This is a genomic window from Bradyrhizobium sp. HKCCYLS1011 (genome assembly GCF_051167795.1).
Lineage (GTDB): Bacteria > Pseudomonadota > Alphaproteobacteria > Rhizobiales > Xanthobacteraceae > Bradyrhizobium.
The window spans coordinates 362,936-385,630 of the sequence record NZ_JBNPTT010000003.1; the positions used below are offsets into that span (position 1 = coordinate 362,936).

Below are 22,695 nucleotides of genomic sequence, written 5' to 3' on the forward strand. Positions count from 1 at the left end.
CCTACGCGGCGCGCGCGCGGCGGATCAGATCGAGCGCTTTGGCCGGATCAAGCCGCCCATCATAGAGCGCACGGCCGGCGATGGCTCCTTCCAGCTTCCTGGCGCGCGGCGAGAGCATCGCCGTGACGTCATCGATCGAAGCCAGCCCGCCGGAAGCGATCACCGGGATCGAAATCTGCTCGGCGAGCGCGATGGTGGCATCGAGATTGAGCCCCTTCAGAAGGCCGTCGCGGGCGATATCGGTAAAGATGATGGCGGCGACACCGGCATCCTCGAAGCGGCGGGCGATGTCGAGCGCGGTGACCTCGGAGGTCTCCGCCCAGCCTTCCACCGCAACCTTGCCATCGCGCGCGTCGAGGCCGACGGCGACGCGCCCGGGAAAGCTCTTTGCCGCGGTCTTCACCAGTTCGGGATCGCGCACAGCCGCGGTGCCGATGATGACGCGGGTGATGCCCTTGGCGAGCCACGCCTCGATCGTCTTCAGATCTCGGATGCCGCCGCCGAGCTGCACCGGCATCTTGACCGCGGCCAGCATCGCCTCGACGGCCTGCGCGTTGACAGGCTTGCCGGCGAAGGCACCGTCGAGATCGACCACATGCAGGTACTCGAAACCCTGATCGGCAAAGCTCTTGGCTTGCGCAGCGGGATCGAGGTTGAACACGGTGGCACGCGCCATGTCGCCCTGCTCGAGGCGCACGCATTGCCCGTTCTTGAGGTCGATAGCGGGAAACAGGATCATTAGAACGAATCTTTCAACATGCGGCTCCTCCCCGCGCAGCAGCGGCGGAGAGGAACGCAAGAGCTACGGCTTCCACTTCAGGAAGTTGGAGATCAAGGCGAGTCCGAAACGCTGGCTCTTCTCCGGGTGGAATTGCGTGCCGATCGCGGTGTCCTTGGCGACGATCGCGGTGATCGGCCCGCCATAGTCGGCGCGCGCCAGCACGTCATTCTCGTTCGCCGCGTTGAGGTGATAGGAGTGCACGAAATAGGCGTGCAACCCTTTCGGTCCCAGCGGCAACCGCTCCAGCACCGGGTGCTCCTGCGCGAGGTCGAGCGTATTCCAGCCCATATGCGGGATCTTCAGGCTTTCGTCGCGCGGCGTGATCTTCTCGACATCGCCCGCGACCCAGTCGAAGCCCTCGGTGATGACGTGCTCCTTGCCGCGGGTCGCCATCAGCTGCATGCCGACGCAGATGCCGAAGAACGGCCGCGCCTTGTGACGCACCGCCTCGGTCAAGGCCTCCAGCATGCCGTCGACGGCGTCGACACCATGCCGGCAGTCGGCGAAGGCGCCGACGCCGGGCAGCACGATGCGGTCGGCGCGGTAGACCACGTCCGGATCGCGCGTGACGACGATCTTTTCCTCCGTGCCGCGCGCGGCACGCTCGAAGGCCTTGGCGGCGGAATGCAAATTACCAGAACCGTAATCGATGATGGCAACACTCATCGTCCACCTCCTGGTTCTGGAAACAAGCCAATGATGCTGGCATGCGGCAGCGGCGGTGGCCGCAGCCCATTGCCATTGTCACGCGTCGGCGGCGGCGCGCCGCGATCGACGGTGTGATTGTCGTAACCCGTGGCGCCGCGACGCGCGGCCCAACGCTCGAAGAAGCGCCGTTCCGCCGCGTCGAGATCGTCGCCGACCACGATGTCGAGCTGCCGCCAATTGCCGCGCGAAAAGCTCCAGCGCTTCAGGCTGGACGCCTCAAGCCCCAGCAATATCGCAAGCAGGACATCGGCCAGCACCACGGTGCCGCGTCCGATGCCGAAGCTGAGCAGGATCGCATCGACCGCAGCCACCAGAATGATCCAGCCGATCAGCGCCAGCCACAGCCTGTGCCAGGCCAGCCAGAGCACGCCGAGCACGGCCGCCCACAGATGGAAGCCGTCGCGGACGAATACGAAACGGTCGGTCGAGCGCAGATCCGCGCCTGAGGCGAGCGGCGCGTGAACCGTATAGACCGGCATCTTGATAGTCCTCCGTGACGGAGGTCAGCCGCCGAGCCGACCCTTGGTGGATGGCACTTCGCCCGCTGCACGCGGATCGATGCCGATCGCCGTGCGCAGCGCTCGCGCCAGACCCTTGAAGCAGGATTCGGCGATATGATGACTGTTCTCGCCGTACAAGGTTTCGACGTGCAGCGTGATGCCCGCATTCATCGCGAACGCGTTGAACCATTCGCGCACCAGCTCGGTGTCGAACTCGCCGATCTTGTCGCGCGGGAAGGCGGCACGAAACACCAGCATCGGACGGCCGGACACGTCGATCACGACCCGGGTCAGCGTCTCGTCCATCGGCATGTGAATCGAGGCGTAGCGGGTGATGCCGGCCATGTCGCCGAGCGCCTGCTTCACCGCCTGACCCAGCGCGATGCCGACATCTTCCGTGGTGTGGTGGTAGTCGATATGGAGGTCGCCGACCGCCTTGACCGTCATATCGATGCGGGAATGGCGTGCCAGCAGATCCAGCATATGATCGAAGAAACCGATACCGGTCGCGATCTCGGACACGCCGGTGCCGTCGAGGTTAACGGTCACCTCGATGTCGGTCTCTTTGGTCTTGCGCTTGATGGTCGCGCTGCGCATGGGGTCAGCTTTCCCTTGAAAACGCGGCCCTTTTAACAGGCGGATGTCAGCTTCGCTACTGCAGGATGACGCGACGAGAGCGTATCTCGGCCCATGGTGACCGGATTTCAAGCCTTGGCCGGCGCAAGCCGGTAATTGCATCCCTGGCCGGCAGCCCCTAGATGCAGGGCCTCGACTGAGGATTCCCTGATGCAAGCATCCCCCAATGAGCTGCCGGTCTGGCACGGCACCACGATCCTGACGGTCCGCAAGGGCGGGCGGGTCGTCGTCGGCGGCGACGGCCAGGTCTCGATCGGCCAGACCGTGATCAAGTCCAACGCCAAGAAGGTTCGCAAGCTCGGCAAGGGCGATGTGATCGGCGGCTTCGCCGGCGCGACCGCCGACGCCTTTACCCTGTTCGAGCGGCTGGAAAGCAAGCTCGAGCAGTATCCGGGACAGCTGACGCGGGCCGCCGTGGAGCTCGCCAAGGATTGGCGCACCGACCGTTACCTCCGGCGGCTGGAGGCGATGATGATCGTCGCCGACAAGGACGTCTCGCTGGTTCTGACCGGGACCGGCGACGTGCTGGAACCGGAGGCCGGGGTGATGGCGATCGGCTCGGGCGGCAATTACGCGCTCGCCGCGGCCCGTGCGCTGATCGACACCGACAAGGACGCCGAGACCATCGTCCGCCGCGCGCTCGACATTGCCGCCGACATCTGCGTCTACACGAACCGTAACATTACCATCGAGGCGCTCTCGGCCGGCTGACGAACCTTTCGCCGGCGGCAGGCCTTGGCCCGCTAGCCGCGACGCAAGGTGTCTCGGGGCTGACTTGTTCCGATCCCAATCCGGCCTTAGCTAGGACCCATGACCGACTTTTCCCCCCGCGAAATCGTCTCAGAACTCGACCGCTACATCGTCGGCCAGGCCGACGCCAAGCGCGCGGTCTCCATCGCGCTCCGCAACCGCTGGCGGCGCCTGCAGCTCGACTCCGGCCTGCGCGAAGAGGTGCTGCCGAAGAACATCCTGATGATCGGGCCGACCGGCGTCGGCAAGACCGAGATCGCGCGACGACTGGCCAAGCTCGCCGGCGCGCCCTTCTTGAAGGTGGAAGCCACCAAGTTCACCGAGGTCGGCTATGTCGGCCGCGACGTCGAGCAGATCGTCCGTGACCTGGTCGAGGTCGCGATCATCCAGGTGCGCGAGCGCAAGCGCAAGGACGTCGCTGCACGGGCCCAGCTTGCCGCCGAGGAGCGCGTGCTTGATGCCCTGGTCGGTGCCAACGCCAGCGCGACCACGCGGGATTCGTTCCGCCGCAAGCTGCGCGCGGGCGAGCTCAACGACAAGGAAATCGAGATCGAGACGCAGTCGTCCGGCAGCGGCTTTCCGATGTTCGAGATCCCGGGCATGCCGGGCGCCCAGATGGGCGCGATCTCGATCGGCGACCTGTTCGGCAAGATGGGCGGCCGCACCAAGACGCGCCGTCTCACGGTTGCCGGCTCCCACGACATTCTGGTCAATGAGGAATCCGACAAGCTGCTCGACGATGACCAGCTGGTGCTGGAGGCGATCGCTGCGGTCGAGAACAACGGCATCGTCTTCCTGGACGAGATCGACAAGATCTGCGTGCGCGAAAATCGCCTCGGCGGCGACGTCTCGCGCGAGGGCGTGCAGCGCGATCTGCTGCCCTTGATCGAGGGCACCACGGTCTCGACCAAGCACGGCGCGGTCAAGACCGATCACATCCTGTTCATTGCCTCGGGCGCCTTCCACATTGCAAAACCCTCCGACCTGCTGCCGGAGCTGCAGGGCCGCCTCCCGATCCGGGTCGAGCTGCAGGCGCTGAGCCGCGACGACATGCGCCGGATCCTGACCGAGCCGGAGGCCTCGCTGATCAAGCAATACGTGGCGCTGATGCACACCGAGGGCGTCACCCTCGACATCACCGACGATGCGATCGACGCGCTGGCCGACGTCGCGGTGGCCGTCAACTCCACGGTCGAGAATATCGGCGCGCGGCGGCTGCAGACCGTGATGGAGCGGGTGCTGGATGAGATCTCCTTCACCGCGTCCGATCGCAATGGCGAGACCATCCGGGTCGATGCCGCCTATGTGCAGCAGCACATCGGCGACCTCGCCAAGAATGCCGATCTGAGCCGGTTTATTTTGTAACCTGGTCCTTCCGTCGTCCCCGCGAAAGCGGGGACCCATAACCACCGAACTTAGTAGCAGGCGTCGACGTGGCCCTTGCCTTCGCACAACATCGGCATCGGTGGCTATGGATCCCGGCTCGCGCTCGCCTCCGGACATCGCTGCGCGATGCCGGGAGCTCGCTTGGCCGGGACGACAGTTGGACTCGTGCAGCTGCGTTCAGCGCAAGATGAAGCGAACCGCGCGACAGAATCCCTGGCGCGTGATGTTGGCGGTGAACGCCACCGTCATGACGGGCCTCTTCCTGTGGAAGCTCACGCAGCGGCCCTTCATTCCCTACATCCATCTCCTGGTCGACTATCATTTCGGCTTCATCAAGCGGGCACTGATCGGCGCGGTCGTCGCGCTGTTTACGACGAAGATTCCGGTCTGGTTGGTCTTCGTCCTCGGCGGCTCGGTATGGCTGCTGACCCTCGGCTTGTTCGTGCAGTTGTTCCGCCGAACGTTCGGCTTCGACGAGAAGCAGCTGCCGCTGTTCGTCTTCATCATCGGCTCCCCGTTCTTCCTCAAGAACTTCATGTTCGCGCTCGGCCATTTCGACATCTATGGCTGCCTGGCCGCGATCATCCTGCTGCTGGTGCCGGCGCGCTCGCTCGCCTACGTTCTGCTTGCCACGCTGCTCTCGGCGCTGCTGATCCTGATCCACCATATCCATCTCCTGATGTATGTGCCGACCATCATCGCGATCACCGTGCTGCGCCATTACCTCGCGCGCGATCTGACGCCGCTGAATGTCGGCGTTGGCGCTTTGGCAGTGGTCGGCCTCGGCGCGTTGTTCCTCGCGGCGCAATTCTTCGGGACCATGCCGATTCCGCAGGCCGACTTCGTGCTCTACCTAAAGAGCCGGATGGCCGATCCCTCGCGCACCGATCTGTTGGAATTCGCCTATGTCTGGTACCAGCCGCTGGCCAAGGAATTCCAGGACACCTGGGCCCGCATGCCCTCGAACCTGCTCGGCGTGCCCGTCTATGCGCTCTTGATCTGGCTGCACACGCCGCTGTGGCGCTACTTTGCTGCGGTCATCGGCGCGCTCGCGGACCAGCGGCACCGGCGCATCGTCATTGCCGCCCTGATCGGCGTCAGCCTTGGCTATCTGATCATCTTCCTGACCGTGTTCGACTACGCCCGCTGGATCTCGAGCTGGGCGGTCTGCATGATGCTGTTGCTGCACGCGGCGAAGACGTTGCCGGCGGCCAAGGCCGTTGCGCCGATCTCGTCGGATGATCGAAAGACGACGATTCTCGGCTGGGTCATCACGCTGATGCCGCGGGTCGGAATCATCCGTCCATTCTGATCTTCTAGCTCTTGTCTTGAGCATGATCTCCGCGCAAACGTTTTCCACGTTTGTCGCGCCGGAAAACCGCTTCGCACTTTTCCGGATCATGCTCTGGTCAGGATCGTGCCCGCCTGATCCGCACATAGAGCGCGCCCGCCCCGCCATGTCCGATATGGGCTTCCTCGAAGCCGACGATGAAGGGCCGGAATTCCGGCAGGCTCAGCCAATGCGGCACCTGGCGGCGCAGCACCCCGCGCTCGGAGTCGTTGCCGACCGTACCCTTGCCGGTGATGACGAGCACGAAAGTGAAGCCTTCGCTGTGAGCCCGCTGCAGAAACAGGTGCAGCGCCTGATGCGCGCGATGCTGGGTCATGCCGTGCAGATCGAGCCGCGCATCGATGTCGTTGCGGCCCCGCGACAAGCGCGCGCGTTCGCGGCGGCCGAGCGGGGCCAGCGGCGGCATCGCCGGCTTTGCAGGTTTCGGCACTTGCATCGGAGCAGCAGGCCGGGGCGGGGCAGAGGGCTTGGCCATGGCCGGCTCAGATGCCGACATCGGCGGATGCAGCTTTGCCGGGCGTGGCTTCTTGCGCAGCGGCTTGACCTGCTTGGCCACGGTCTCCCATAGCGCGCGATCTTCTTCGCTGAGACCGCGTCTGCGGCCGCGCGGCGGCTTCGGATCCTGCGATGCGAGTGGCGGTTTCATCGGCGATGATGGCGGCGCCTGCCATAACGAAAGTGGTCGGTCTTGTCGTCGCTCGCGACCTTCGGCCTGGCCTCCGGCAGCGGCACTCTTTGGGCCAAGCTCGTATCGGATTGAGCCGACGAAGTCGTTGCCGCGGCGGGAGCCGATCCGGTCGAAACGTCGGGAGCGATCGCTGCCGATTTCTGGTCCTTGGCTTGGTCCTTTGTCTGTCCCTTCGCCTGATCTTTGGCCGGCTCCTTCGGCGGCAGCTGCGGAAACAGCTTGGCAATCTTTTCCGAGGGCCGCGGATCGGGCAGGGGCATCTTGTGGCTGCGTCCGACCGGATCGAGCGCCTTCGGCACCAGCATCACGAACTGGATATTCTGCTTGAGCCGGCCGGAAATCCTGCCGGCTTCTGCGCCGGCGCCGAAATACAGATCGGCGCGTGCCGGGCCGACAATCGCCGAGCCGGTATCCTGCGCGATCATCAGCCGATGAAACGGCGTCTTCGACCGCTCGGACTCGATCGGCAGGTCGCCCGTGATGAAGAACGGCGTGCCGTAGACATGCAGCGACTTGTCGACGGCGATCGACCGCCCCGGCGTCAGCGGAATGCCCTGCGCGCCCACCGCCTCGTCCTTGTCCGATAGATTGACCTCGCGGAAAAAGATGTAGGAGCGGTTCTGCCGGCGCACCTCGTCGGCGGCGTTCGGGTTCTGCTCCATCCAATCCCTGATCCGCTGCATCGACATCTCTTCGCGCGGGATGATGCCGCGCTCGATCAGGATGCGGCCGACCGGGGTATAGGGCTGGCCGTTATAGGCATCGTAGTTGATGCGCAGGGTCGTGCCGTCATCGAGCGCGATCCGCGCAGAGCCCTGGATCTGGGCGAAGAGCAGATCAACTTGGCTTCTGAGCCAGCAGATTTCCAGGCCGCGTCCTTCGATCGCGCCGTCCTCGATCGCCGCGCGATCATAATAAGGCACGAGCTTGCGGCGCCCGATCTTGCGGTAGACCGGTCCCTTGTTAGGCAGGTTCGGCGCATCCTGCTTGAAGCCGCGGACAAACACGTTCGAAGGCCGGCGATAGACCGGAACGTTGTAGACTTCGTTCTGAGTGCGCGATCCGTCCAGGATCGGCTCGTAATAGCCGGTGACGAAGCCGTCACTATCGCCCAGCCGGGAGATCTTCAACGGCTGGAAATGACGTTCGAAGAAGGCTCTTGCTTTGGCCGCGTCGCTGGGGTCGAGCGTCTCCGCCGCACGACAGGGATCGCGCAGCGAACCACCCAGCGCTTTCGTGTCATCAGGTGCATTCTGCTGCGCCGCGATCGGCTTGCAGCTCGCCCGGAAGGTCCGATACGCCGCCAGATGGTCGTCCTCGGCCCAGCCGGGAACATCGGCCCAGGCCAATGGAACATACTGGCTGCCGGCGATCTGTAACGGCAAGTCGAGAGGCGGGTAGGGGAGCTGGCGGACTGGCGCTGCAGCTTCGTGCCGACGCGAGCTTCGAACAGCTTCGGCGGCATAGGGCGTGAGCACGCCCGCAACCGCGATCAGGCCGAGGCCGGCGACAACATAGCTGAGGCGATTGCCGGGAAAAGGCGGCTTCCAAAATTCGCGCACCATCGCTGCACCGTCCAAGCACCACTCAACGCGAAGTTTGGAAAATAAGGATTAAGCAAATCCGTGTTGCGCGCGATGTCCTCCCCCTCGCGCCAGTCTCAGGCTCTTGCAATATTCCCATGAGCCATCGTCATCGCGACACTCATCACCGTCTTACGTCAATGGCTGCCGGTTCCGACCAGCTTCCAGTTCGGATCGCGTGAGGTGATGTCACGGGCAAATGTCCAGATGTCGGTGATGTCGGCGACCTTGTCCGGATTGCCGTCGACGATCGCACCGGCCTTGTCGCGTGTGACCGAGACCATCTGGGAGACAAAGCGGACGGTCAGCTGCGCAGTACGGTCGCGCAGATCGGCTCCGACCAGCTCGGCCTTGTCGATCGAGACAAACCGCGTCTCGGTCTTCTGCTCGTGCCTTTCCCGATCCTTGATGACCGTTTCAAAACTGTCATAGACGTCCGACGACAACAGATCGCGCAGCGCGCGGCGATCGCCGTTGGCGAAGGCCAGTACGATCATCTCATAGGCGCTGCGGGCACCGGAGATGAAATGGCGCGGATCGAACGACGAGTCCTGGGCGACGATCGCATCCAACCCGCGGGCGAGCGCCGTACCTGGTTCGGTCAGACCCTTCCACCGGTCGGCTGAGGGAGCCACGTCCACCGTCTGCGAGGGAACCCCCGGATCGATCAGCTTGCCCGGAACCGGGATGACATTGCTGTCCGGCACGCCCTGGACAGCATTGCGGGCGGTGCGGTCAAACGGCGGGCGCTCGTTGCCGGTGCGTTGACCGAGCACGGCGCGCAGGCGCACGAAGATGAAAACCGCCAACGCCAGGAAGATGATGGTATAAATATCCACGTCGTTTTCGCTTTCTGACTTGTCGCGCCGGCCACGGAACCGACTGTCGGGCTCTCCGTCCTCAAAAGCCGGCACGGACTACAGGGTCGGTTGTCGCCTGGATGTAGTCATGAAATTGGGCCCGGCCAATGGCGCATTCTGGCGCGGGGATTGTAACCTCTTTCTCTAGAAAGGGGAAATCCCGCGCGGGGGAGTTAATGCATGTTCAATCGCTTAACGGCCATTTCGGCGCGCCCCCGGCCCGGCCCCGGCTACCGGCCCGCCAAGGGTCGGCACCGCAAGATCCGCCCGCATCCTTGTGGAACAGACCAGCCCTATGTTAGCCACGCGCCGCGACGATCCGCCCTTTCTGCCAGGAGAACACCCTCATGACCAACGGTAACGGTGCCACCCCCGAGGCGGGCCCTCCCCCTCAGTTGAACGTCCTGGCGCAATACACCAAGGACCTCTCATTCGAGAATCCGAATGCCCCGCAGTCGCTGACGCCGCAGGCCCAGCCGCCGCAGATCAACATTCAGATCAATGTCGGCGCCAATAACATCGCCGAGAGCGAGTACGAAGTGACGCTTTCGATCGAGGGCAAGGCCGAAAGCGCGAGCAAGCTGATGTTCAGCTTCGAGCTGATCTATGGCGGCGTCTTCCGCTTGGTCAACATCCCTCGCGAGAACCTGTCGCCGATGTTGCTGATCGAGTGCCCGCGGCTGTTGTTCCCGTTCGCCCGCGAGATCGTCGCCACGGCCGTGCGCGACGGCGGGTTCCCGCCGTTGATGCTGGATCCGGTGGATTTCGTCGGCCTGTACCGGCAGAATATGGAACGGCAGGGCGCTGGCCAGCCGAGCTGAGCGCTGCCGACGTTCTTCTTAATTAAATGAATTGAAAGGCGCGTGATCCCTTTGGCCGATGGCCCGAGGGATCACGTGGCCGCCAGGAAATCGTTCCAGATCGGTTTCTCGCCCAGGGTCGCGACGAAGGCGCGATGCGCCTCACGTTCGGCGTCCGTGACCCGCGGGACCAGCGGCACCTCGCGCTGCCGGCGCGGCATGTCAGTCGACGCTCCCACGCGGATCTCCACGCTCTCCTGGGTCAGGATGAGCTGCGACTGCCGCGCTCCCACCAGATCGACATAGACCTCCGCCAGCAGCTCGGCGTCGAGCAATGCGCCGTGCTTGGTACGGCGGGAATTGTCGATTGCATATCGCGAGCACAGATCGTCCAGCCGGTTCGAGACGCCGGGATGTTTGCGGCGCGCGAGCAGCAGCGTGTCAACCAGCCGCTCCCGCGGGATCGGCACCCGGCTCACCCGATCGAGCTCGGCGTTGATAAAGCCAATGTCGAACGATGCGTTATGGATCACCAGCGGCGCATCGCCGATGAAGGTGAGAAACTCCTCGACCACCTCGTGGAACAGCGGCTTGGTCGCGAGAAACTCGCTCGACAGCCCGTGAACCGCGAAAGCCTCGGCCGGCATGTCGCGCTCGGGATTGATATAGCGATGGAAGGTCTGGCCCGTCGGCATGCGATTGAAGATCTCGATGCAGCCGATCTCGACCAGCCGGTCGCCGCGCAAGGGATCAAGGCCGGTGGTTTCGGTATCGAGAACGATCTCACGCATGGTCTTGTCAGGTCCGTTCAGGTCGCTTGACGCGCTGCGAATCAGATCCGCCGCGGCGGCATCTTAACAACCTGATCCAGGATGTCGTGAATGCGCGCCCTCACCGGGTCAAGTCCGTGTGACGTATCCACGACGAAATCCGCCCGCTTGCGCTTTTCCTCATCCGGCATCTGGCGGGCCAGAATGGCATCGAGTGCCTCACTCGACATCGTGCCGCGCGCCAGGATGCGCTCACGCTGAATGTCGGGTGAGGTTGTGACGACGACCACGGCATCGACGCGTTTGTCGCCGCCGGTCTCGAACAGCAGGGGCACGTCGATCACCGCAACCGGCGCGCCGGAGCGTTCAGCGTCATCCAAAAACTTCTGGTGATATGACCGTAGCATCGGATGAACGATGGCCTCGAGGCGCCGGATCGCCTCGGCATCGCCGACGACCTTCGCCGACAGTTTGGCACGATCGACCTTGCCGTCGAACGTCGTCCCCGGGAAGGCCGCCTCGATCGCCGGCACCGCCTCACCTTCATATACTTTATGGACGGTGGCGTCGGCATCGTAGACGGGGACCCCGGCCTCGGCGAACAGCTTTGCCGTGGTCGATTTGCCCATCCCGATCGAGCCGGTCAGACCCAGCACTCTCATTCACGCCTCTCCGCGCTCAGTCTGAAACGTAGGCTTCATAGTGCGAGCAGTCGTGCGTCCCTGAAGAAGGCGAGCAACGGCAGCAGCGGCAGACCGAGGATGGTGAAGTGATCGCCATCGATGCGGTCGAACAGATGTACGCCCAGGCCTTCGAGCTGATAGGCGCCGACGCTGGTGATGACCGCGGCGCCGGCCTCCTCGAGATAGGCCGAGACGTCTGCTTCACTTAGCGGCCGCATCGACATCCAGGCGACCGCGACATGCGAGAATACCACCTCACCATCACGAGCGACCACGACGGCCGAATGCAGCGCATGGGTGCGGCCAGCGAGCGCAAGCAGCTGCTGTGCAGCCTGGTCGCGGCCGGCCGGCTTGTTGAACATGCGGTCGCCGAGCGCCAGCGTCTGGTCGGCACCGACCACGTGATGACCTCGCCGTTTGGCCGAGACTGCAAGCGCCTTGGCCTGCGCGAGATGAAGCGCGATCTCATACGGCGCGAACAGGCCGGACTCGTTCTGGATTGCGCGCTCGTCGATATCGGCCGGCTCTGCCAGGCAGGCCAGCCCGGCATTGTCGAGCAACGCCCGTCGTGCCGAGCTTTGCGAGGCAAGCACGAGCGGCAAGTCACCGCGCCAGAGTGTCATGCTGCCCTCATGACTCCGGCTGTCGCTGCCGCTGCCGGTCGGTATAGAGCTTCAGGATGGCAGCCGCCGTTTCCTCGATCGAGCGGCGCGTGACGTCGAGCATCACCCAGTTGAACTTGGCGCTGAGCTTGCGCGCATAGGCAACTTCTTCGGCCACCGACTGCTTGTCGATATAGGTCTCATTGGTGGCGTCGGCGCCCATGCTGAGCAGCCGGTTCTGCCGAACCTGGATCAGCCGCTCGGGCGTCGCATGCAGGCTGACCACCAGCGGCTTCGACAGCGTCTCGAGCTGATGCGGAATCGGAATGCCGGGCACCAGCGGCACGTTGGCGGTGCGAACACCGCGATTGGCAAGATAGATCGACGTCGGAGTCTTCGAGGTGCGGGACACCCCCACCAGCACCACCTCGGCCTGTTCGAGATCCTCGACCAGCTGCCCGTCATCATGAAGCATGGTGTAATTCAGCGCGTCGATGCGCGCGAAATATTCCGCATTGAGCACGTGCTGCGCGCCGACACGGCCGGCCGTCGCGGCGCCGAGATAGGCTTCGAACAGCTGCATCACCGGCCCGATGATCGACAGGCTGGGGATGTTGAGCTCCTGGCACTTGGCTTCCAGCCGGCTGACGAGATCCTTTTCGAGCAGCGTGAACAGCACGATGCCCGGGGATTCCTCGATCTCGTCGAGGACGCGATCCAGCTGCTTCTGGCTGCGGACCAGCGGATACACATGCTCAACGGGTGTGACATTGGTGTATTGCGCAGCGACCGCGCGGGCGACCGTGATCAGGGTTTCGCCGGTCGAGTCGGAAACCAAATGCAGGTGAAAGTAGTTGCCGGTGGTGGGCATCAAGTCCTTAACAATCTGTGAATCCTGGTGATGGATCGGGCGAAAATCCGAGGTCGGCCGCCGCGCTTGGGATAACCGCTTTTTTTCTACACACGCCTGCAGGTCAGGATAAGTCAGCCCGATTGTCCGATGATATCGGGAGCGGGTCCATTTGTCTCTGGATAAGCTGTCGATCGATCGGCGCAAACATCTGATGGGCATCGACTTGTTCCGCTGACGGAGATTCAGTCCCGACACGCTGGGGGATGTGGACAAGCCAAGGGTAAGCTGCGAGCCGAATTGTGTGAGTCAAATCCACGTCCAACCAGACTCAAACCTTAGATTCAAAATTTATTTGGTTTGGAGGAGACCGAGCGAGCGGATATGTCTCGCTTGCAAGGCGGCTTGAGTCCGCTCAACGGGGTTGCGCGTCTCCATGTACGAGTGGATCAAGGCTCTGCACGTCATTGCCGTCATCTCCTGGATGGCCGGCATGCTCTATCTGCCGCGGCTGTTCGTTTATCATTGCGAAGCCGAAATTGGATCGAAGCAGTCCGAGACCTTCAAGGTCATGGAGCGTCGGCTGCTCAAGGCGATCATCAATCCGGCGATGATCGTGACCTGGCTGGCGGGGCTTTATCTGGTGTGGGCCGGCCACTGGTATACAGCCGGTTGGTTTCACGCCAAGTTTCTGCTGGTCCTGATCATGTCCGGCGTGCACGGCTTCCTGTCGCGCTGCGTCAAGGATTTTGCGGCCGACCGCAACAAGCGGCCCCAGCGGTCTTACCGCATCATCAACGAGGTCCCGACCGTTCTGATGATCGGAATCGTTATCCTCGTGATTGTAAAGCCGTTTTAGGCAGGTAAAGTCTGCATGACGCTTTGCTGCGGGGCGCCTTGCGAAATGGGGCGCAATTTTCTATATTGAGTTTATCCCACCCCACGCAGGCGGATGTGGTTGCGTCCCGGTTTAACCGGCCGCCGCATCAGGTTTGGTGCCTTGATGGCGCCAACCTTGCTTAGACCTGCGGACCTTCATTTCCGTCCGCGCTTCCCACAACCACCTCGCATCCTTCCCTCGCCGCTCCACAGGACTCCCCCAAATGCGGGAAATCAAACTTCAGGACCTCAAATCAAAAACTCCGGCCGAGCTTGTCTCCTTCGCCGAGGAAAATGGGGTCGAGAACGCCAGCACGATGCGCAAGCAGGAGCTGATGTTCGCCATTCTCAAACAGCTCGCGATCGCCGAGACCGACATCATCGGCGAAGGCGTCGTCGAGGTTCTCTCCGACGGCTTCGGCTTCCTGCGCTCACCGGATGCCAACTACCTGCCGGGGCCCGACGATATCTATGTCTCGCCCTCGCAGATTCGCCGTTTCGGCTTGCGCACCGGCGACACGATCGAAGGCCACATTCGCAGCCCCAAAGAGGGCGAGCGTTATTTCGCGCTTCTCAAGGTCAACACGCTGAACTTCGAGGATCCCGAGAAGTCCAAGCACAAGGTCAATTTCGACAACCTCACGCCGCTGTTTCCGGATCAGCGCTTCCGGCTCGAGCTCGAGGATCCGACCCGCAAGGACCTGTCCGCCCGCGTGATCGACATCGTCGCTCCCATCGGCAAAGGCCAGCGCGCGCTGATCGTGGCCCCGCCGCGTACCGGCAAGACCGTGCTGATGCAGAACATCGCGCACTCCATCACGGCCAATCATCCGGAATGCTATTTGATCGTGCTCCTGATCGACGAACGTCCGGAGGAAGTCACGGACATGCAGCGCTCGGTGAAGGGCGAGGTCGTGTCGTCGACCTTCGACGAGCCAGCGGTGCGTCACGTCCAGGTCGCGGAGATGGTGATTGAGAAGGCCAAGCGCCTGGTCGAACATGGCCGCGACGTGGTCATTCTGCTGGACTCGATCACCCGGCTTGGCCGCGCCTACAACACGGTCGTGCCGTCATCCGGCAAGGTGCTGACCGGCGGCGTCGACGCCAATGCCCTGCAACGGCCGAAGCGCTTCTTCGGTGCGGCGCGTAACATCGAGGAAGGCGGCTCGCTGACCATCATCGCGACCGCGCTGGTTGATACCGGCAGCCGCATGGACGAAGTCATCTTCGAAGAGTTCAAGGGCACCGGCAATTCCGAGCTGATCCTCGATCGCAAGGTCGCGGACAAGCGGACCTTCCCGGCGATCGACATCGCCCGCTCTGGCACCCGCAAGGAAGAGCTCATCACCGACTCGCAGAACCTCAAGAAGATGTACGTGCTCCGCCGCATCCTCAATCCGATGGGCACGATGGATGCGATCGACTTCCTGCTCGACAAGCTCCGGAATACCAAGAGCAATGCCGAGTTCTTCGAGTCGATGAATACCTGATAGCTGGCTTCGATCTGGCTTTTGCGAAGGGCGCCGTCACAGGCGCCCTTTTTGTTTGCGAGTGTTCGCCGGCGGGGCGTGGCACCGGACGTAAAGCATCTTGCGGCAAATCGATTGTGTTTGGTGCTGTGTGGGTCCACCTGAGGACGCATGTATCCCCACGACCAAACCATCTATGCCTTGTCCTCCGGACGGCTGCCGAGCGCGATTGCGATCGTCAGATTATCGGGTTCGCAGGCCGGGCTGGCGCTGCAGACTCTGGCGGGGAAACTGCCGGCAGCCAGGACTGCGGTGCGCGTCTTGTTGCGGGATGCCGCCGGCGAGCCGATCGATGATGCCGTAGTGCTGTGGTTTCCGGGGCCGGCCAGCGCCACCGGCGAGAATGTCGCCGAGCTCCATGTCCATGGTAGCCGAGCCGTTTTGTCGACGCTCTTCGCGGCGTTGTCGGCGCTTCCGGATTTCCGCGCCGCAGAGCCCGGCGAGTTCACCCGACGCGCGTTCGAAAATGGCAAGATCGATCTCACGGAGGCCGAGGGCCTGGACGATCTGATCCATGCCGACACTGATCGGCAGCGGCGGCAGGCGCTGCGTCAACTCAGGGGTCTGCTCGGTGATCGGGCGCGCGACTGGCGCAGCCAGATCATCGAAGCCGCGGCCTTGATCGAAGCGGGAATCGATTTCGCCGACGAGAGTGATGTGCCGGACGAACTGATCGGACCCGCGATCATCCGGATCAAGGCGTTGCTCGGCGAGATCGAAAACGTGCTCGCCCAGCGCGGCCGGGCTGAGCGATTGCGTGACGGCCTGACCGTGGTTATCGCCGGTCCACCCAACGCCGGCAAATCGACTCTGATGAATCAGCTCGCCCGCCGCGAGGTCGCGATTGTCTCGCCTTATGCCGGAACGACGCGTGACGTCATCGAAGTTCAGCTTGATCTCGACGGCTATCCGGTGACGGTCATTGATACGGCCGGGATCCGCGACACCGAGGATCCGGTCGAGCAGGAGGGCGTCCGCCGAGCGCGGATGCGCGCCGCGGAAGCTGATCTGGTGCTATGGCTCGCCGAAACCGACGAGCCTAAGATCGATTATGCGGGCGAGGCACCGATCTGGCTGATCAGAAACAAGATCGACGAAGCAGGCAGCCGCACGTTCGATCGTTCACTCGGTGTGCCGTCCTTTGCGCTCGCGGCTAAGTATGGGCAAGGACTTCCGGAGCTGCTCGATGCGCTGGTCATATTCGCCCGAGACTATTTCGGCAGCTCTGAGAGTGGGCTGATCAGTCGCGAACGGCAAAGAAAGCTTCTTGAGGAGACCGCTGAGGCGCTTCGTCGGAGCCTGGACGCGGTCGGGCAGGGTGAGGAGCTCGCGGCTGAGGAACTTCGAGTCGCCGCCTTTGCGCTCGGAAAGCTGCTCGGCCGGGTGGATGTGGAAGATGTGCTCGACGTGATCTTCCGTGAGTTCTGCATCGGGAAATGAGTGCTGAGAAATCTGCGCGTATACTTAACCAGAGCTTAAAGCGGTTCCGGCTGTTTCACGTGAAACGGCCCAACGAGGGTGACATCCCATGTTTCACGTGAAACGTCTTCCGACAGTCGCCTTTCAGCGCTAGATAACGGTCCATGAGCACAGATCTGAAGTCGTTCGACGTCATCGTTATCGGTGGCGGCCATGCCGGCTGTGAAGCGGCGGCGGCCGCCGCTCGAATGGGCGCGCAGACCGCGCTGGTTACGCACCAGTTCGCGACCATTGGCGCGATGTCCTGCAATCCCGCGATCGGTGGACTCGGCAAGGGCCATCTGGTCCGCGAAGTCGATGCCCTCGATGGCTTGATGGGGCATGTCGCGGATGCCGGCGGCATTCAATTCCGGGTTCTTAATCGCCGTAAGGGACCGGCGGTGCGCGGGCCTCGTGCCCAGGCCGACCGCAAGCTCTATGCGGCGGCGATGCAGGTCGCCATCCATCAGACGGCCAATCTTGAGGTCATCGAAGGCGAGGCCGACGAGTTGATCGTCGTGGACGGCCAGGTGACTGGTCTCAAGCTCGCCGATGGAAGGTCTCTTTCGGCCGGCGCCGTGGTCATCACCACCGGGACCTTTCTCCGCGGCCTGATCCATCTCGGCGAGAAGAGCTGGCCGGCCGGTCGGGTCGGTGAGGCGCCGGCGCTAGGCTTGTCGAAATCGTTGGAAGCCGCCGGCTTCAGGCTCGGTCGGCTGAAAACCGGGACACCGCCACGGCTCGACGGGACCACGATCGACTGGAATGCGATCGAGATGCAGCCGGGGGATGATCCGCCGGAGCCCTTCTCAGTCCTGACCGACCGGATCACGACGCCCCAGATCCAGTGCGGGATCACCCGTACGACGGCCGCGACCCACGATGTCATCCGGGCCAATGTCCATCGCTCGCCGATGTACTCCGGACAGATCAAGAGCACCGGTCCGCGTTATTGTCCGTCGGTGGAGGACAAGATCGTCCGCTTCGGAGATCGCGATGGGCATCAGATCTTCCTCGAGCCCGAAGGTCTGGATGACACCACGGTCTATCCGAACGGGATCTCGACCTCGCTGCCGGAGGAGGTTCAGCTCGCGTTGCTGCCGACCATCCCGGGACTTGAGCGGGTCCGAATGATCCGGCCGGGCTACGCCATCGAATATGATCATGTCGACCCGCGCGAGCTCGATCCGACTCTTCAGACCAAGCGTATGAAGCGGCTGTTCCTGGCCGGACAGATCAATGGCACCACGGGTTATGAGGAGGCCGCGGCGCAGGGGCTGGTCGCGGGTCTCAATGCGGCACTGGCAGCGGGCGGCTCTGATCCGATCGTGTTTGATCGCGCCGATGGCTATCTCGGAGTGATGATCGATGACCTCGTCACGCGCGGCATCACCGAGCCCTATCGGATGTTCACCTCGCGCGCCGAGTATCGCCTGACCCTGCGTGCTGACAATGCCGATCAGCGCCTGACCGAAAAGGGCATCGCGCTAGGCTGCGTCGGCGCTTTCCGCGCTGAGCGCCATCGGACCAAGATGACGGCGCTTGAGGCGGCGAAGCGGCTGGCGAAATCGCTTGCCCTGACGCCGAACGAAGCATCCAAGCATGGGCTGAACTTGAACAGAGACGGCCAGCGCCGATCAGCCTTCGAACTCCTGGCCTATCCCGCGGTGGGCTGGAGCGAAGTGCGGGCGATCTGGCCGGAGCTGGGGTCGGTCGATCCTACCATTGCCGTGCACCTGGAGATCGATGCCAAATATGATGTCTATCTGAAGCGCCAGAGCACGGATGTGGACGCCTTCCGCCGGGACGAAGGCATGGTGCTTGGTGACGTCGACTACAATGAGGTGCCGGGCCTCTCCAACGAGGCGCGTGCCAAGCTCATCTCGGCGCGGCCTTGGACGGTCGGGCAGGCGAGCAGGATCGATGGCATGACGCCGGCTGCGCTCGGGATCCTGGCGGCCTACCTGCGCCGAGAGGCGCGGCGTGCGAAGACCTCGGCGTAAGGGCGTTTCACGTGAAACGAATGACATCGCCAACCGAAGTCGCGGACGCCGCTTCGGACAAGGGCGCCGCGCTCCGGCTCATCGCCGTTTCACGTGAAACGGAAGCGCGACTTGATCGATACGTCGCTCTGCTGAGGGAATGGCAGGCCAAGACCAACCTGGTCGCGCCGTCGACCTTGCCGCACCTTTGGACCCGGCACATCGCCGATTCGCTCCAGCTCCTCGAGCTCGCGCCGGATGCAAAAATCTGGATGGATCTCGGCAGCGGCGGCGGCTTTCCTGGCGTCGTATTGGCCTGCGCTTTGGCAGAGAGGCCGGGAGCGCAAGTCCATTTGGTCGAGCGAATCGCCAAGAAGGCGGCGTTTCTGCGCGAAGCGATTCGCGTCACCGGCACACCTGGTGTCGTGCATTTGTCGGAGATCGGGGATATTGTGGAGAAGTGGAGCGGGCGAATCGATTGCGTCACCGCGCGCGCGCTGGCTCCGCTACATCAGCTGATCGGCTTTGCGGAACCCTTGGTTAACAAAGGCTCAACGGCGCTGTTTCTCAAGGGCCAAGATGTAGAAGCTGAATTGACGGAATCTACCAAATATTGGAAGATTGCGGCAAAACTTCATCCCAGCCGGACGGGCGGACAGGGCTGGATCGTCGAGATCGATCGGATCGAACGACGCAACTGAACTCCGCGATAGATGATGGCGACCGCGCATGACCGTAATTGATCAGATCTATCAAGAGGATAGGGCTCCCCATCCGGAGGGCCAGCCGCGTATCCTGGCGCTCGCCAATCAGAAGGGCGGGGTGGGGAAGACCACGACGGCAATCAACCTGGGCACGGCGCTGGCCGCGATCGGCGAACGCGTGCTGATCGTCGACCTCGATCCGCAGGGCAACGCCTCGACTGGGCTCGGCATCGATCGCCGCAACCGCAACTGCTCGACCTATGACGTCCTGATCGGGGAAGCTCCGCTGCGTGACGCGATCGTCCCGACCGCGGTGCCGCGGCTTCACATCGCCTCGTCGACGATGGACCTTTCGGGCCTCGAGCTTGAGCTCGGCTCCAGCGCCAATCGCGCGTTCCGGCTGCGCGACGCCATCGCCGGTCTCAACAACAATGTCTCGCCGGATGCCGACTACACTTATGTGCTGGTCGATTGTCCGCCGTCGCTGAACCTGCTTACCGTGAACGCGATGGCCGCCTCGGATGCGATCCTGGTGCCGCTGCAGTGTGAGTTCTTCGCGCTCGAAGGTCTGTCGCAACTCTTGCAGACCGTCGAGCAGGTGCGCGCCAATCTGAACCCGAACTTGTCGATCCACGGCATCGTGCTCACCATGTTCGACTCCCGCAACAACCTGTCGAACCAGGTTGTCGCCGACGTGCGCCAGTTCATGGGATCGAAGGTCTACAACACGATGATCCCGCGCAACGTGCGCATCTCGGAGGCGCCGTCCTACGGCAAGCCCGTGCTGGTCTATGACCTGAAGTGCGTCGGCAGCGAAGCCTATCTCAAGCTGGCAACCGAAGTGATTCAGCGCGAGCGCGAACTCAAGACACATTGATCTCCGTCGGGTTTGGACGCTTCGGGTTATCCGAACAACGACGTGGCATTGTCTCTCGCATCAATACATCTCGGGTTCGCTCCTGCACCTTGCGTCCCGGAAGCACGGCGGGATCAGGAGTAGAGTGAAGTGAATCCAAGGGAGCTGGCGATGGCCGATGAAGCGCGTTCGCGTTTGGGCCGCGGTCTTGCAAGTCTGATTGGCGACGTCGGTCGTGAAGCCGGCGCCCCGCCGGAGCGTCCGCGTGCGCAGCGCAAGGTGCCGATCGAATTCCTGAAACCCAATCCGCGCAATCCGCGCCGCACCTTCTCCGAGGCCGAGCTCGGCGAGCTGACCGATTCGATCAAGCAGCACGGCGTGATCCAGCCGATCGTCGTGCGTCCTGTGAAGGGCGCGCAGGACCGCTACGAAATCATCGCGGGCGAGCGGCGCTGGCGGGCATCGCAAGCGGCGGGTCTGCACGAGGTGCCGATCGTGCCGGTCGATGTCAGCGACAGCGACGCGCTGGAGCTTGCGATCATCGAGAACGTCCAGCGCGAGGACCTCAACGCGATGGAAGAAGCGCAGGGCTACCACGCGCTCGCCAACGAGTTTAAGCGCAGCCAGGAGGATATCGCCAAGATCGTCGGCAAGAGCCGCAGTCATGTTGCCAACATGATGCGCCTCACCAAGCTGCCAGCGGAGGTGCAGGGCTTCATCGCCACCGGCCAGATCTCGGCTGGTCATGCCCGCGCGCTGATCAATCTGCCCGACCCGCTGTCCGCCGCGAAGCGGATCGTCGCGGAAGGATTGAACGTCCGGCAGACCGAAGCGCTGGCGCATGACGAGGGCGTTCCGGAGCGCAAGCCGCAGAAGCCGCGCGCGGGCACAGCATCGGCCAAGGAAAAGAAGGACGCCGATACGCTCGCGCTGGAAAAGCGGGTCGGTGACGCGCTCGGCCTCAACGTGTCCATCGCCCATCGCGATCCCGGCGGCACCGTCCAGATCAGCTATCGCAACCTCGAGCAGCTCGACGAGGTGATGCGTCGGCTCGAGCACGGCTAGTTATTAGTTCGTAGGTCTTCGGAGCCTAGTCGGTCGTGCCGCCGTCCTTCGAGATGCTCGCCCCCGGCGAGCTCCTCAGGACGAGGAGCTGTTTCGCTGTAAAATGACAGATCCTCATGGTGAGGGCGCGGCGAGGCCGCGCGTCTCCGGACGATGCTATGCATCGCCGGGAGAACCATGAGGCCCGCTTGTCCCAGCCATATGTTTAGTTATCCCGGCCGCTCACAAGGCGAGGGTGGTTCTATCCTCGCCGCCGCGCAGCGACCGCGATCGACAGTAGCGTGCGCTGGGCGATGGCCGCGGCCAGCGCCGGTTGCCTGCGTGCCTCCAGCGCGGCTGTCGCGAGCTGGTCGATGATCGGCATGAGCCGCGCCGGCGAGAAATTGCGCAACGCGACTTCCGCAGCCGGCTTGCGCGAGAAATGCAGCCGCGGAAATCCACCTTCGAGAATCGCGGAAACCGGTGTGCCTGAGGCCACCGCCAGCGCCGACTTGTGCAGCCATGCCGCATGGCGTTGCGCCGCCGAGATGATGACGCCCGGATAGGTGCCGGCGACCATCGCCTTGGCGAACTCCGTCTCGACCAGATCGGGCTTGCCGCCGAAGGCGCCGTCGACGATCGGGTCGAGCTTCATCTCGGAGGCGTCGGCGACCACGGCCATCACATGATCGAGCGTCACCTCGCCTTGGCCGTGCGCGAACAAGGTCAGCTTGCGCAGCTCGTTGCGCGAGGCCTGACGGTCGCCGCCGAGCAGCGCCATCAGCGACGCACGTGCGTCGGGAGCGATCCGCAAATTCGCGGCGCGCATTTCGTCGTCGATCAGCTTGGCGAGGTCGCGCTCGGTGTCGGGATAGCAGCCGATCGCGACCGCGCTCTTGGCCCGCTCGCAGGCCTTGCGCAGCGGTGATTCCGGCCGGAGGTCGCCGGCCTCGATCACGATCCGGCAGTCCTTCACCGGCATCTCGGCCAGTGTGTCGACCCCGCTAGCAAAATTGCGCCCACCTGCCCGGACCCGAATGGCGCGCCGGCCGCCGAACAATGGCACCGTCATGGCTTCGTCGATCAGGCGCGACGGCTCCGCGGCGAGCTCGTCACCGTCGAGCTTCACCACGGAGAAGGGATCGTCGGGATTGTCGACCGCGGAGGTGATCAGCGCATCGGCGCGTTCGCGCACCAAGCCAGCGTCCGGACCGTAGAGCAGGATGATCGGCCGCGCAGCGTCCGGCTTTGCCAGGAATGCGTCGATGTCTCGTCCGCGCAGCGCGACCACGGCT

At 63.5% G+C, this 22,695-nt stretch carries 23 protein-coding genes; 11 read left to right on the plus strand and 12 right to left on the minus strand.

The annotated features are described in order from the left end of the window. Position 1 precedes the first annotated feature (1 nt). From hisA to hisB, 4 genes are all read right to left on the minus strand, one after another. Positions 2 to 739 (minus strand): 1-(5-phosphoribosyl)-5-[(5-phosphoribosylamino)methylideneamino]imidazole-4-carboxamide isomerase, encoded by a 738-nt coding sequence (hisA, locus tag ACQR1W_RS10610; RefSeq protein WP_434850725.1) that lies wholly within the window; start codon positions 737 to 739, stop codon positions 2 to 4. A 63-nt stretch (positions 740 to 802) separates the two neighbouring features. After that, positions 803 to 1,447 carry an imidazole glycerol phosphate synthase subunit HisH gene (hisH, locus tag ACQR1W_RS10615; protein WP_434850726.1) on the minus strand — a complete coding sequence of 215 codons (645 nt, stop codon included), beginning with the start codon at positions 1,445 to 1,447 and terminating at the stop codon, positions 803 to 805. After that, complete coding sequence (locus tag ACQR1W_RS10620; protein WP_434850727.1) at positions 1,444 to 1,968, minus strand: DUF2628 domain-containing protein; 525 nt, start codon at positions 1,966 to 1,968, stop codon at positions 1,444 to 1,446. The genes hisH and ACQR1W_RS10620 overlap by 4 nt, the downstream gene beginning before the upstream one ends. A gap of 24 nt (positions 1,969 to 1,992) precedes the next feature. Then, positions 1,993 to 2,586 (minus strand): imidazoleglycerol-phosphate dehydratase HisB, encoded by a 594-nt coding sequence (gene hisB / locus ACQR1W_RS10625; RefSeq protein WP_434850728.1) that lies wholly within the window; start codon positions 2,584 to 2,586, stop codon positions 1,993 to 1,995. A 189-nt stretch (positions 2,587 to 2,775) separates the two neighbouring features. Between hisB and hslV the strand changes: the two genes are divergently transcribed. From hslV to ACQR1W_RS10640, 3 genes are all read left to right on the plus strand, one after another. After that, positions 2,776 to 3,336, plus strand: coding sequence for an ATP-dependent protease subunit HslV (gene hslV, locus ACQR1W_RS10630; RefSeq protein WP_008969257.1), 561 nt, complete (start codon positions 2,776 to 2,778; stop codon positions 3,334 to 3,336). A gap of 99 nt (positions 3,337 to 3,435) precedes the next feature. Beyond that, complete coding sequence (hslU, locus tag ACQR1W_RS10635) at positions 3,436 to 4,740, plus strand: ATP-dependent protease ATPase subunit HslU (RefSeq protein ID WP_434850729.1); 1,305 nt, start codon at positions 3,436 to 3,438, stop codon at positions 4,738 to 4,740. Between the two features lie 208 nt (positions 4,741 to 4,948). After that, a complete protein-coding gene (locus ACQR1W_RS10640; protein WP_434850730.1) occupies positions 4,949 to 6,073 on the plus strand; it encodes a hypothetical protein in 1,125 nt (374 codons plus the stop codon). Between the two features lie 97 nt (positions 6,074 to 6,170). Here the strand turns inward: ACQR1W_RS10640 and ACQR1W_RS10645 are convergent, their stop codons facing one another. From ACQR1W_RS10645 to ACQR1W_RS10655, 3 genes are all read right to left on the minus strand, one after another. Continuing rightward, entirely contained in the window at positions 6,171 to 6,758 is a 588-nt protein-coding gene (locus ACQR1W_RS10645) for a Smr/MutS family protein (protein WP_434850731.1), read from the minus strand. Continuing rightward, positions 6,755 to 8,365, minus strand: coding sequence for a murein transglycosylase A (gene mltA / locus ACQR1W_RS10650; protein ID WP_434850732.1), 1,611 nt, complete (start codon positions 8,363 to 8,365; stop codon positions 6,755 to 6,757). Before mltA ends, ACQR1W_RS10645 begins: the two co-directional genes overlap by 4 nt. A 155-nt stretch (positions 8,366 to 8,520) precedes the next feature. Then, complete coding sequence (locus ACQR1W_RS10655) at positions 8,521 to 9,222, minus strand: Tim44/TimA family putative adaptor protein (protein WP_434850733.1); 702 nt, start codon at positions 9,220 to 9,222, stop codon at positions 8,521 to 8,523. A gap of 368 nt (positions 9,223 to 9,590) precedes the next feature. Here ACQR1W_RS10655 and secB point away from each other — a divergent pair, with 368 nt between their 5' ends. Beyond that, positions 9,591 to 10,064, plus strand: coding sequence for a protein-export chaperone SecB (secB, locus tag ACQR1W_RS10660; RefSeq protein ID WP_434850734.1), 474 nt, complete (start codon positions 9,591 to 9,593; stop codon positions 10,062 to 10,064). 71 nt (positions 10,065 to 10,135) lie between these two features. Here secB and dnaQ read toward each other — a convergent pair whose 3' ends face one another. Genes dnaQ through ACQR1W_RS10680 form a run of 4 tightly spaced genes read right to left on the minus strand, consistent with a single transcriptional unit; the run spans position 10,136 to position 12,969 of the window. Then, positions 10,136 to 10,834, minus strand: coding sequence for a DNA polymerase III subunit epsilon (gene dnaQ, locus ACQR1W_RS10665; RefSeq protein ID WP_434850735.1), 699 nt, complete (start codon positions 10,832 to 10,834; stop codon positions 10,136 to 10,138). 41 nt (positions 10,835 to 10,875) lie between these two features. Beyond that, positions 10,876 to 11,475 carry a dephospho-CoA kinase gene (gene coaE, locus ACQR1W_RS10670; protein ID WP_434850736.1) on the minus strand — a complete coding sequence of 200 codons (600 nt, stop codon included), beginning with the start codon at positions 11,473 to 11,475 and terminating at the stop codon, positions 10,876 to 10,878. Positions 11,476 to 11,510: 35 nt separating this feature from the next. Beyond that, a complete protein-coding gene (locus ACQR1W_RS10675; RefSeq protein WP_434850737.1) occupies positions 11,511 to 12,119 on the minus strand; it encodes a Maf family protein in 609 nt (202 codons plus the stop codon). Between the two features lie 7 nt (positions 12,120 to 12,126). After that, on the minus strand, positions 12,127 to 12,969 hold the full coding sequence (locus ACQR1W_RS10680) for a pyruvate, water dikinase regulatory protein (RefSeq protein ID WP_008969267.1): 843 nt from the start codon (positions 12,967 to 12,969) through the stop codon (positions 12,127 to 12,129). Positions 12,970 to 13,384: 415 nt separating this feature from the next. Here ACQR1W_RS10680 and hemJ point away from each other — a divergent pair, with 415 nt between their 5' ends. From hemJ to ACQR1W_RS10715, 7 genes are all read left to right on the plus strand, one after another. Next, positions 13,385 to 13,807: a protoporphyrinogen oxidase HemJ gene (gene hemJ / locus ACQR1W_RS10685; RefSeq protein ID WP_434850738.1), complete on the plus strand. Its 423-nt coding sequence runs from the start codon at positions 13,385 to 13,387 to the stop codon at positions 13,805 to 13,807. Positions 13,808 to 14,051: 244 nt separating this feature from the next. Then, positions 14,052 to 15,317 (plus strand): transcription termination factor Rho, encoded by a 1,266-nt coding sequence (gene rho, locus ACQR1W_RS10690; protein WP_008969269.1) that lies wholly within the window; start codon positions 14,052 to 14,054, stop codon positions 15,315 to 15,317. A gap of 150 nt (positions 15,318 to 15,467) precedes the next feature. Then, positions 15,468 to 16,796, plus strand: coding sequence for a tRNA uridine-5-carboxymethylaminomethyl(34) synthesis GTPase MnmE (gene mnmE / locus ACQR1W_RS10695; RefSeq protein ID WP_434850739.1), 1,329 nt, complete (start codon positions 15,468 to 15,470; stop codon positions 16,794 to 16,796). A 143-nt stretch (positions 16,797 to 16,939) separates the two neighbouring features. Beyond that, positions 16,940 to 18,817, plus strand: a complete 1,878-nt coding sequence (mnmG, locus tag ACQR1W_RS10700; protein ID WP_434850740.1) for a tRNA uridine-5-carboxymethylaminomethyl(34) synthesis enzyme MnmG — start codon at positions 16,940 to 16,942, stop codon at positions 18,815 to 18,817. A 20-nt stretch (positions 18,818 to 18,837) separates the two neighbouring features. Beyond that, positions 18,838 to 19,497: a 16S rRNA (guanine(527)-N(7))-methyltransferase RsmG gene (rsmG, locus tag ACQR1W_RS10705; RefSeq protein WP_434851139.1), complete on the plus strand. Its 660-nt coding sequence runs from the start codon at positions 18,838 to 18,840 to the stop codon at positions 19,495 to 19,497. A 28-nt stretch (positions 19,498 to 19,525) separates the two neighbouring features. Continuing rightward, on the plus strand, positions 19,526 to 20,377 hold the full coding sequence (locus ACQR1W_RS10710; RefSeq protein WP_008969273.1) for a ParA family protein: 852 nt from the start codon (positions 19,526 to 19,528) through the stop codon (positions 20,375 to 20,377). 150 nt (positions 20,378 to 20,527) lie between these two features. Further along, entirely contained in the window at positions 20,528 to 21,421 is an 894-nt protein-coding gene (locus ACQR1W_RS10715) for a ParB/RepB/Spo0J family partition protein (RefSeq protein ID WP_434850741.1), read from the plus strand. A gap of 241 nt (positions 21,422 to 21,662) precedes the next feature. On the opposite strand, the gene holA is transcribed toward ACQR1W_RS10715, so the two are convergent. Beyond that, the gene (gene holA, locus ACQR1W_RS10720) at positions 21,663 to 22,691 is read right to left on the minus strand and encodes a DNA polymerase III subunit delta (RefSeq protein ID WP_434850742.1); all 1,029 of its coding nucleotides are present in this window, start codon (positions 22,689 to 22,691) and stop codon (positions 21,663 to 21,665) included. Positions 22,692 to 22,695: the final 4 nt, after the last annotated feature.

Coding starts and splice junctions, on each gene's coding strand:
- ACQR1W_RS10680 (WP_008969267.1), bottom strand. CDS start 12,969: ATGCCCACCACCGGCAACTACTTTCACCTGCATTTGGTTTCCGACTCG.
- hemJ (WP_434850738.1), top strand. CDS start 13,385: ATGTACGAGTGGATCAAGGCTCTGCACGTCATTGCCGTCATCTCCTGG.
- ACQR1W_RS10640 (WP_434850730.1), top strand. CDS start 4,949: ATGAAGCGAACCGCGCGACAGAATCCCTGGCGCGTGATGTTGGCGGTG.
- mltA (WP_434850732.1), bottom strand. CDS start 8,365: ATGGTGCGCGAATTTTGGAAGCCGCCTTTTCCCGGCAATCGCCTCAGC.
- ACQR1W_RS10675 (WP_434850737.1), bottom strand. CDS start 12,119: ATGACACTCTGGCGCGGTGACTTGCCGCTCGTGCTTGCCTCGCAAAGC.
- mnmG (WP_434850740.1), top strand. CDS start 16,940: ATGAGCACAGATCTGAAGTCGTTCGACGTCATCGTTATCGGTGGCGGC.
- hisB (WP_434850728.1), bottom strand. CDS start 2,586: ATGCGCAGCGCGACCATCAAGCGCAAGACCAAAGAGACCGACATCGAG.
- rsmG (WP_434851139.1), top strand. CDS start 18,838: ATGACATCGCCAACCGAAGTCGCGGACGCCGCTTCGGACAAGGGCGCC.
- mnmE (WP_434850739.1), top strand. CDS start 15,468: ATGTATCCCCACGACCAAACCATCTATGCCTTGTCCTCCGGACGGCTG.
- hslU (WP_434850729.1), top strand. CDS start 3,436: ATGACCGACTTTTCCCCCCGCGAAATCGTCTCAGAACTCGACCGCTAC.
- ACQR1W_RS10620 (WP_434850727.1), bottom strand. CDS start 1,968: ATGCCGGTCTATACGGTTCACGCGCCGCTCGCCTCAGGCGCGGATCTG.
- hisH (WP_434850726.1), bottom strand. CDS start 1,447: ATGAGTGTTGCCATCATCGATTACGGTTCTGGTAATTTGCATTCCGCC.
- hslV (WP_008969257.1), top strand. CDS start 2,776: ATGCAAGCATCCCCCAATGAGCTGCCGGTCTGGCACGGCACCACGATC.
- secB (WP_434850734.1), top strand. CDS start 9,591: ATGACCAACGGTAACGGTGCCACCCCCGAGGCGGGCCCTCCCCCTCAG.
- ACQR1W_RS10715 (WP_434850741.1), top strand. CDS start 20,528: ATGGCCGATGAAGCGCGTTCGCGTTTGGGCCGCGGTCTTGCAAGTCTG.
- ACQR1W_RS10710 (WP_008969273.1), top strand. CDS start 19,526: ATGACCGTAATTGATCAGATCTATCAAGAGGATAGGGCTCCCCATCCG.
- dnaQ (WP_434850735.1), bottom strand. CDS start 10,834: ATGCGTGAGATCGTTCTCGATACCGAAACCACCGGCCTTGATCCCTTG.
- hisA (WP_434850725.1), bottom strand. CDS start 739: ATGATCCTGTTTCCCGCTATCGACCTCAAGAACGGGCAATGCGTGCGC.
- rho (WP_008969269.1), top strand. CDS start 14,052: ATGCGGGAAATCAAACTTCAGGACCTCAAATCAAAAACTCCGGCCGAG.
- ACQR1W_RS10645 (WP_434850731.1), bottom strand. CDS start 6,758: ATGAAACCGCCACTCGCATCGCAGGATCCGAAGCCGCCGCGCGGCCGC.
- coaE (WP_434850736.1), bottom strand. CDS start 11,475: ATGAGAGTGCTGGGTCTGACCGGCTCGATCGGGATGGGCAAATCGACC.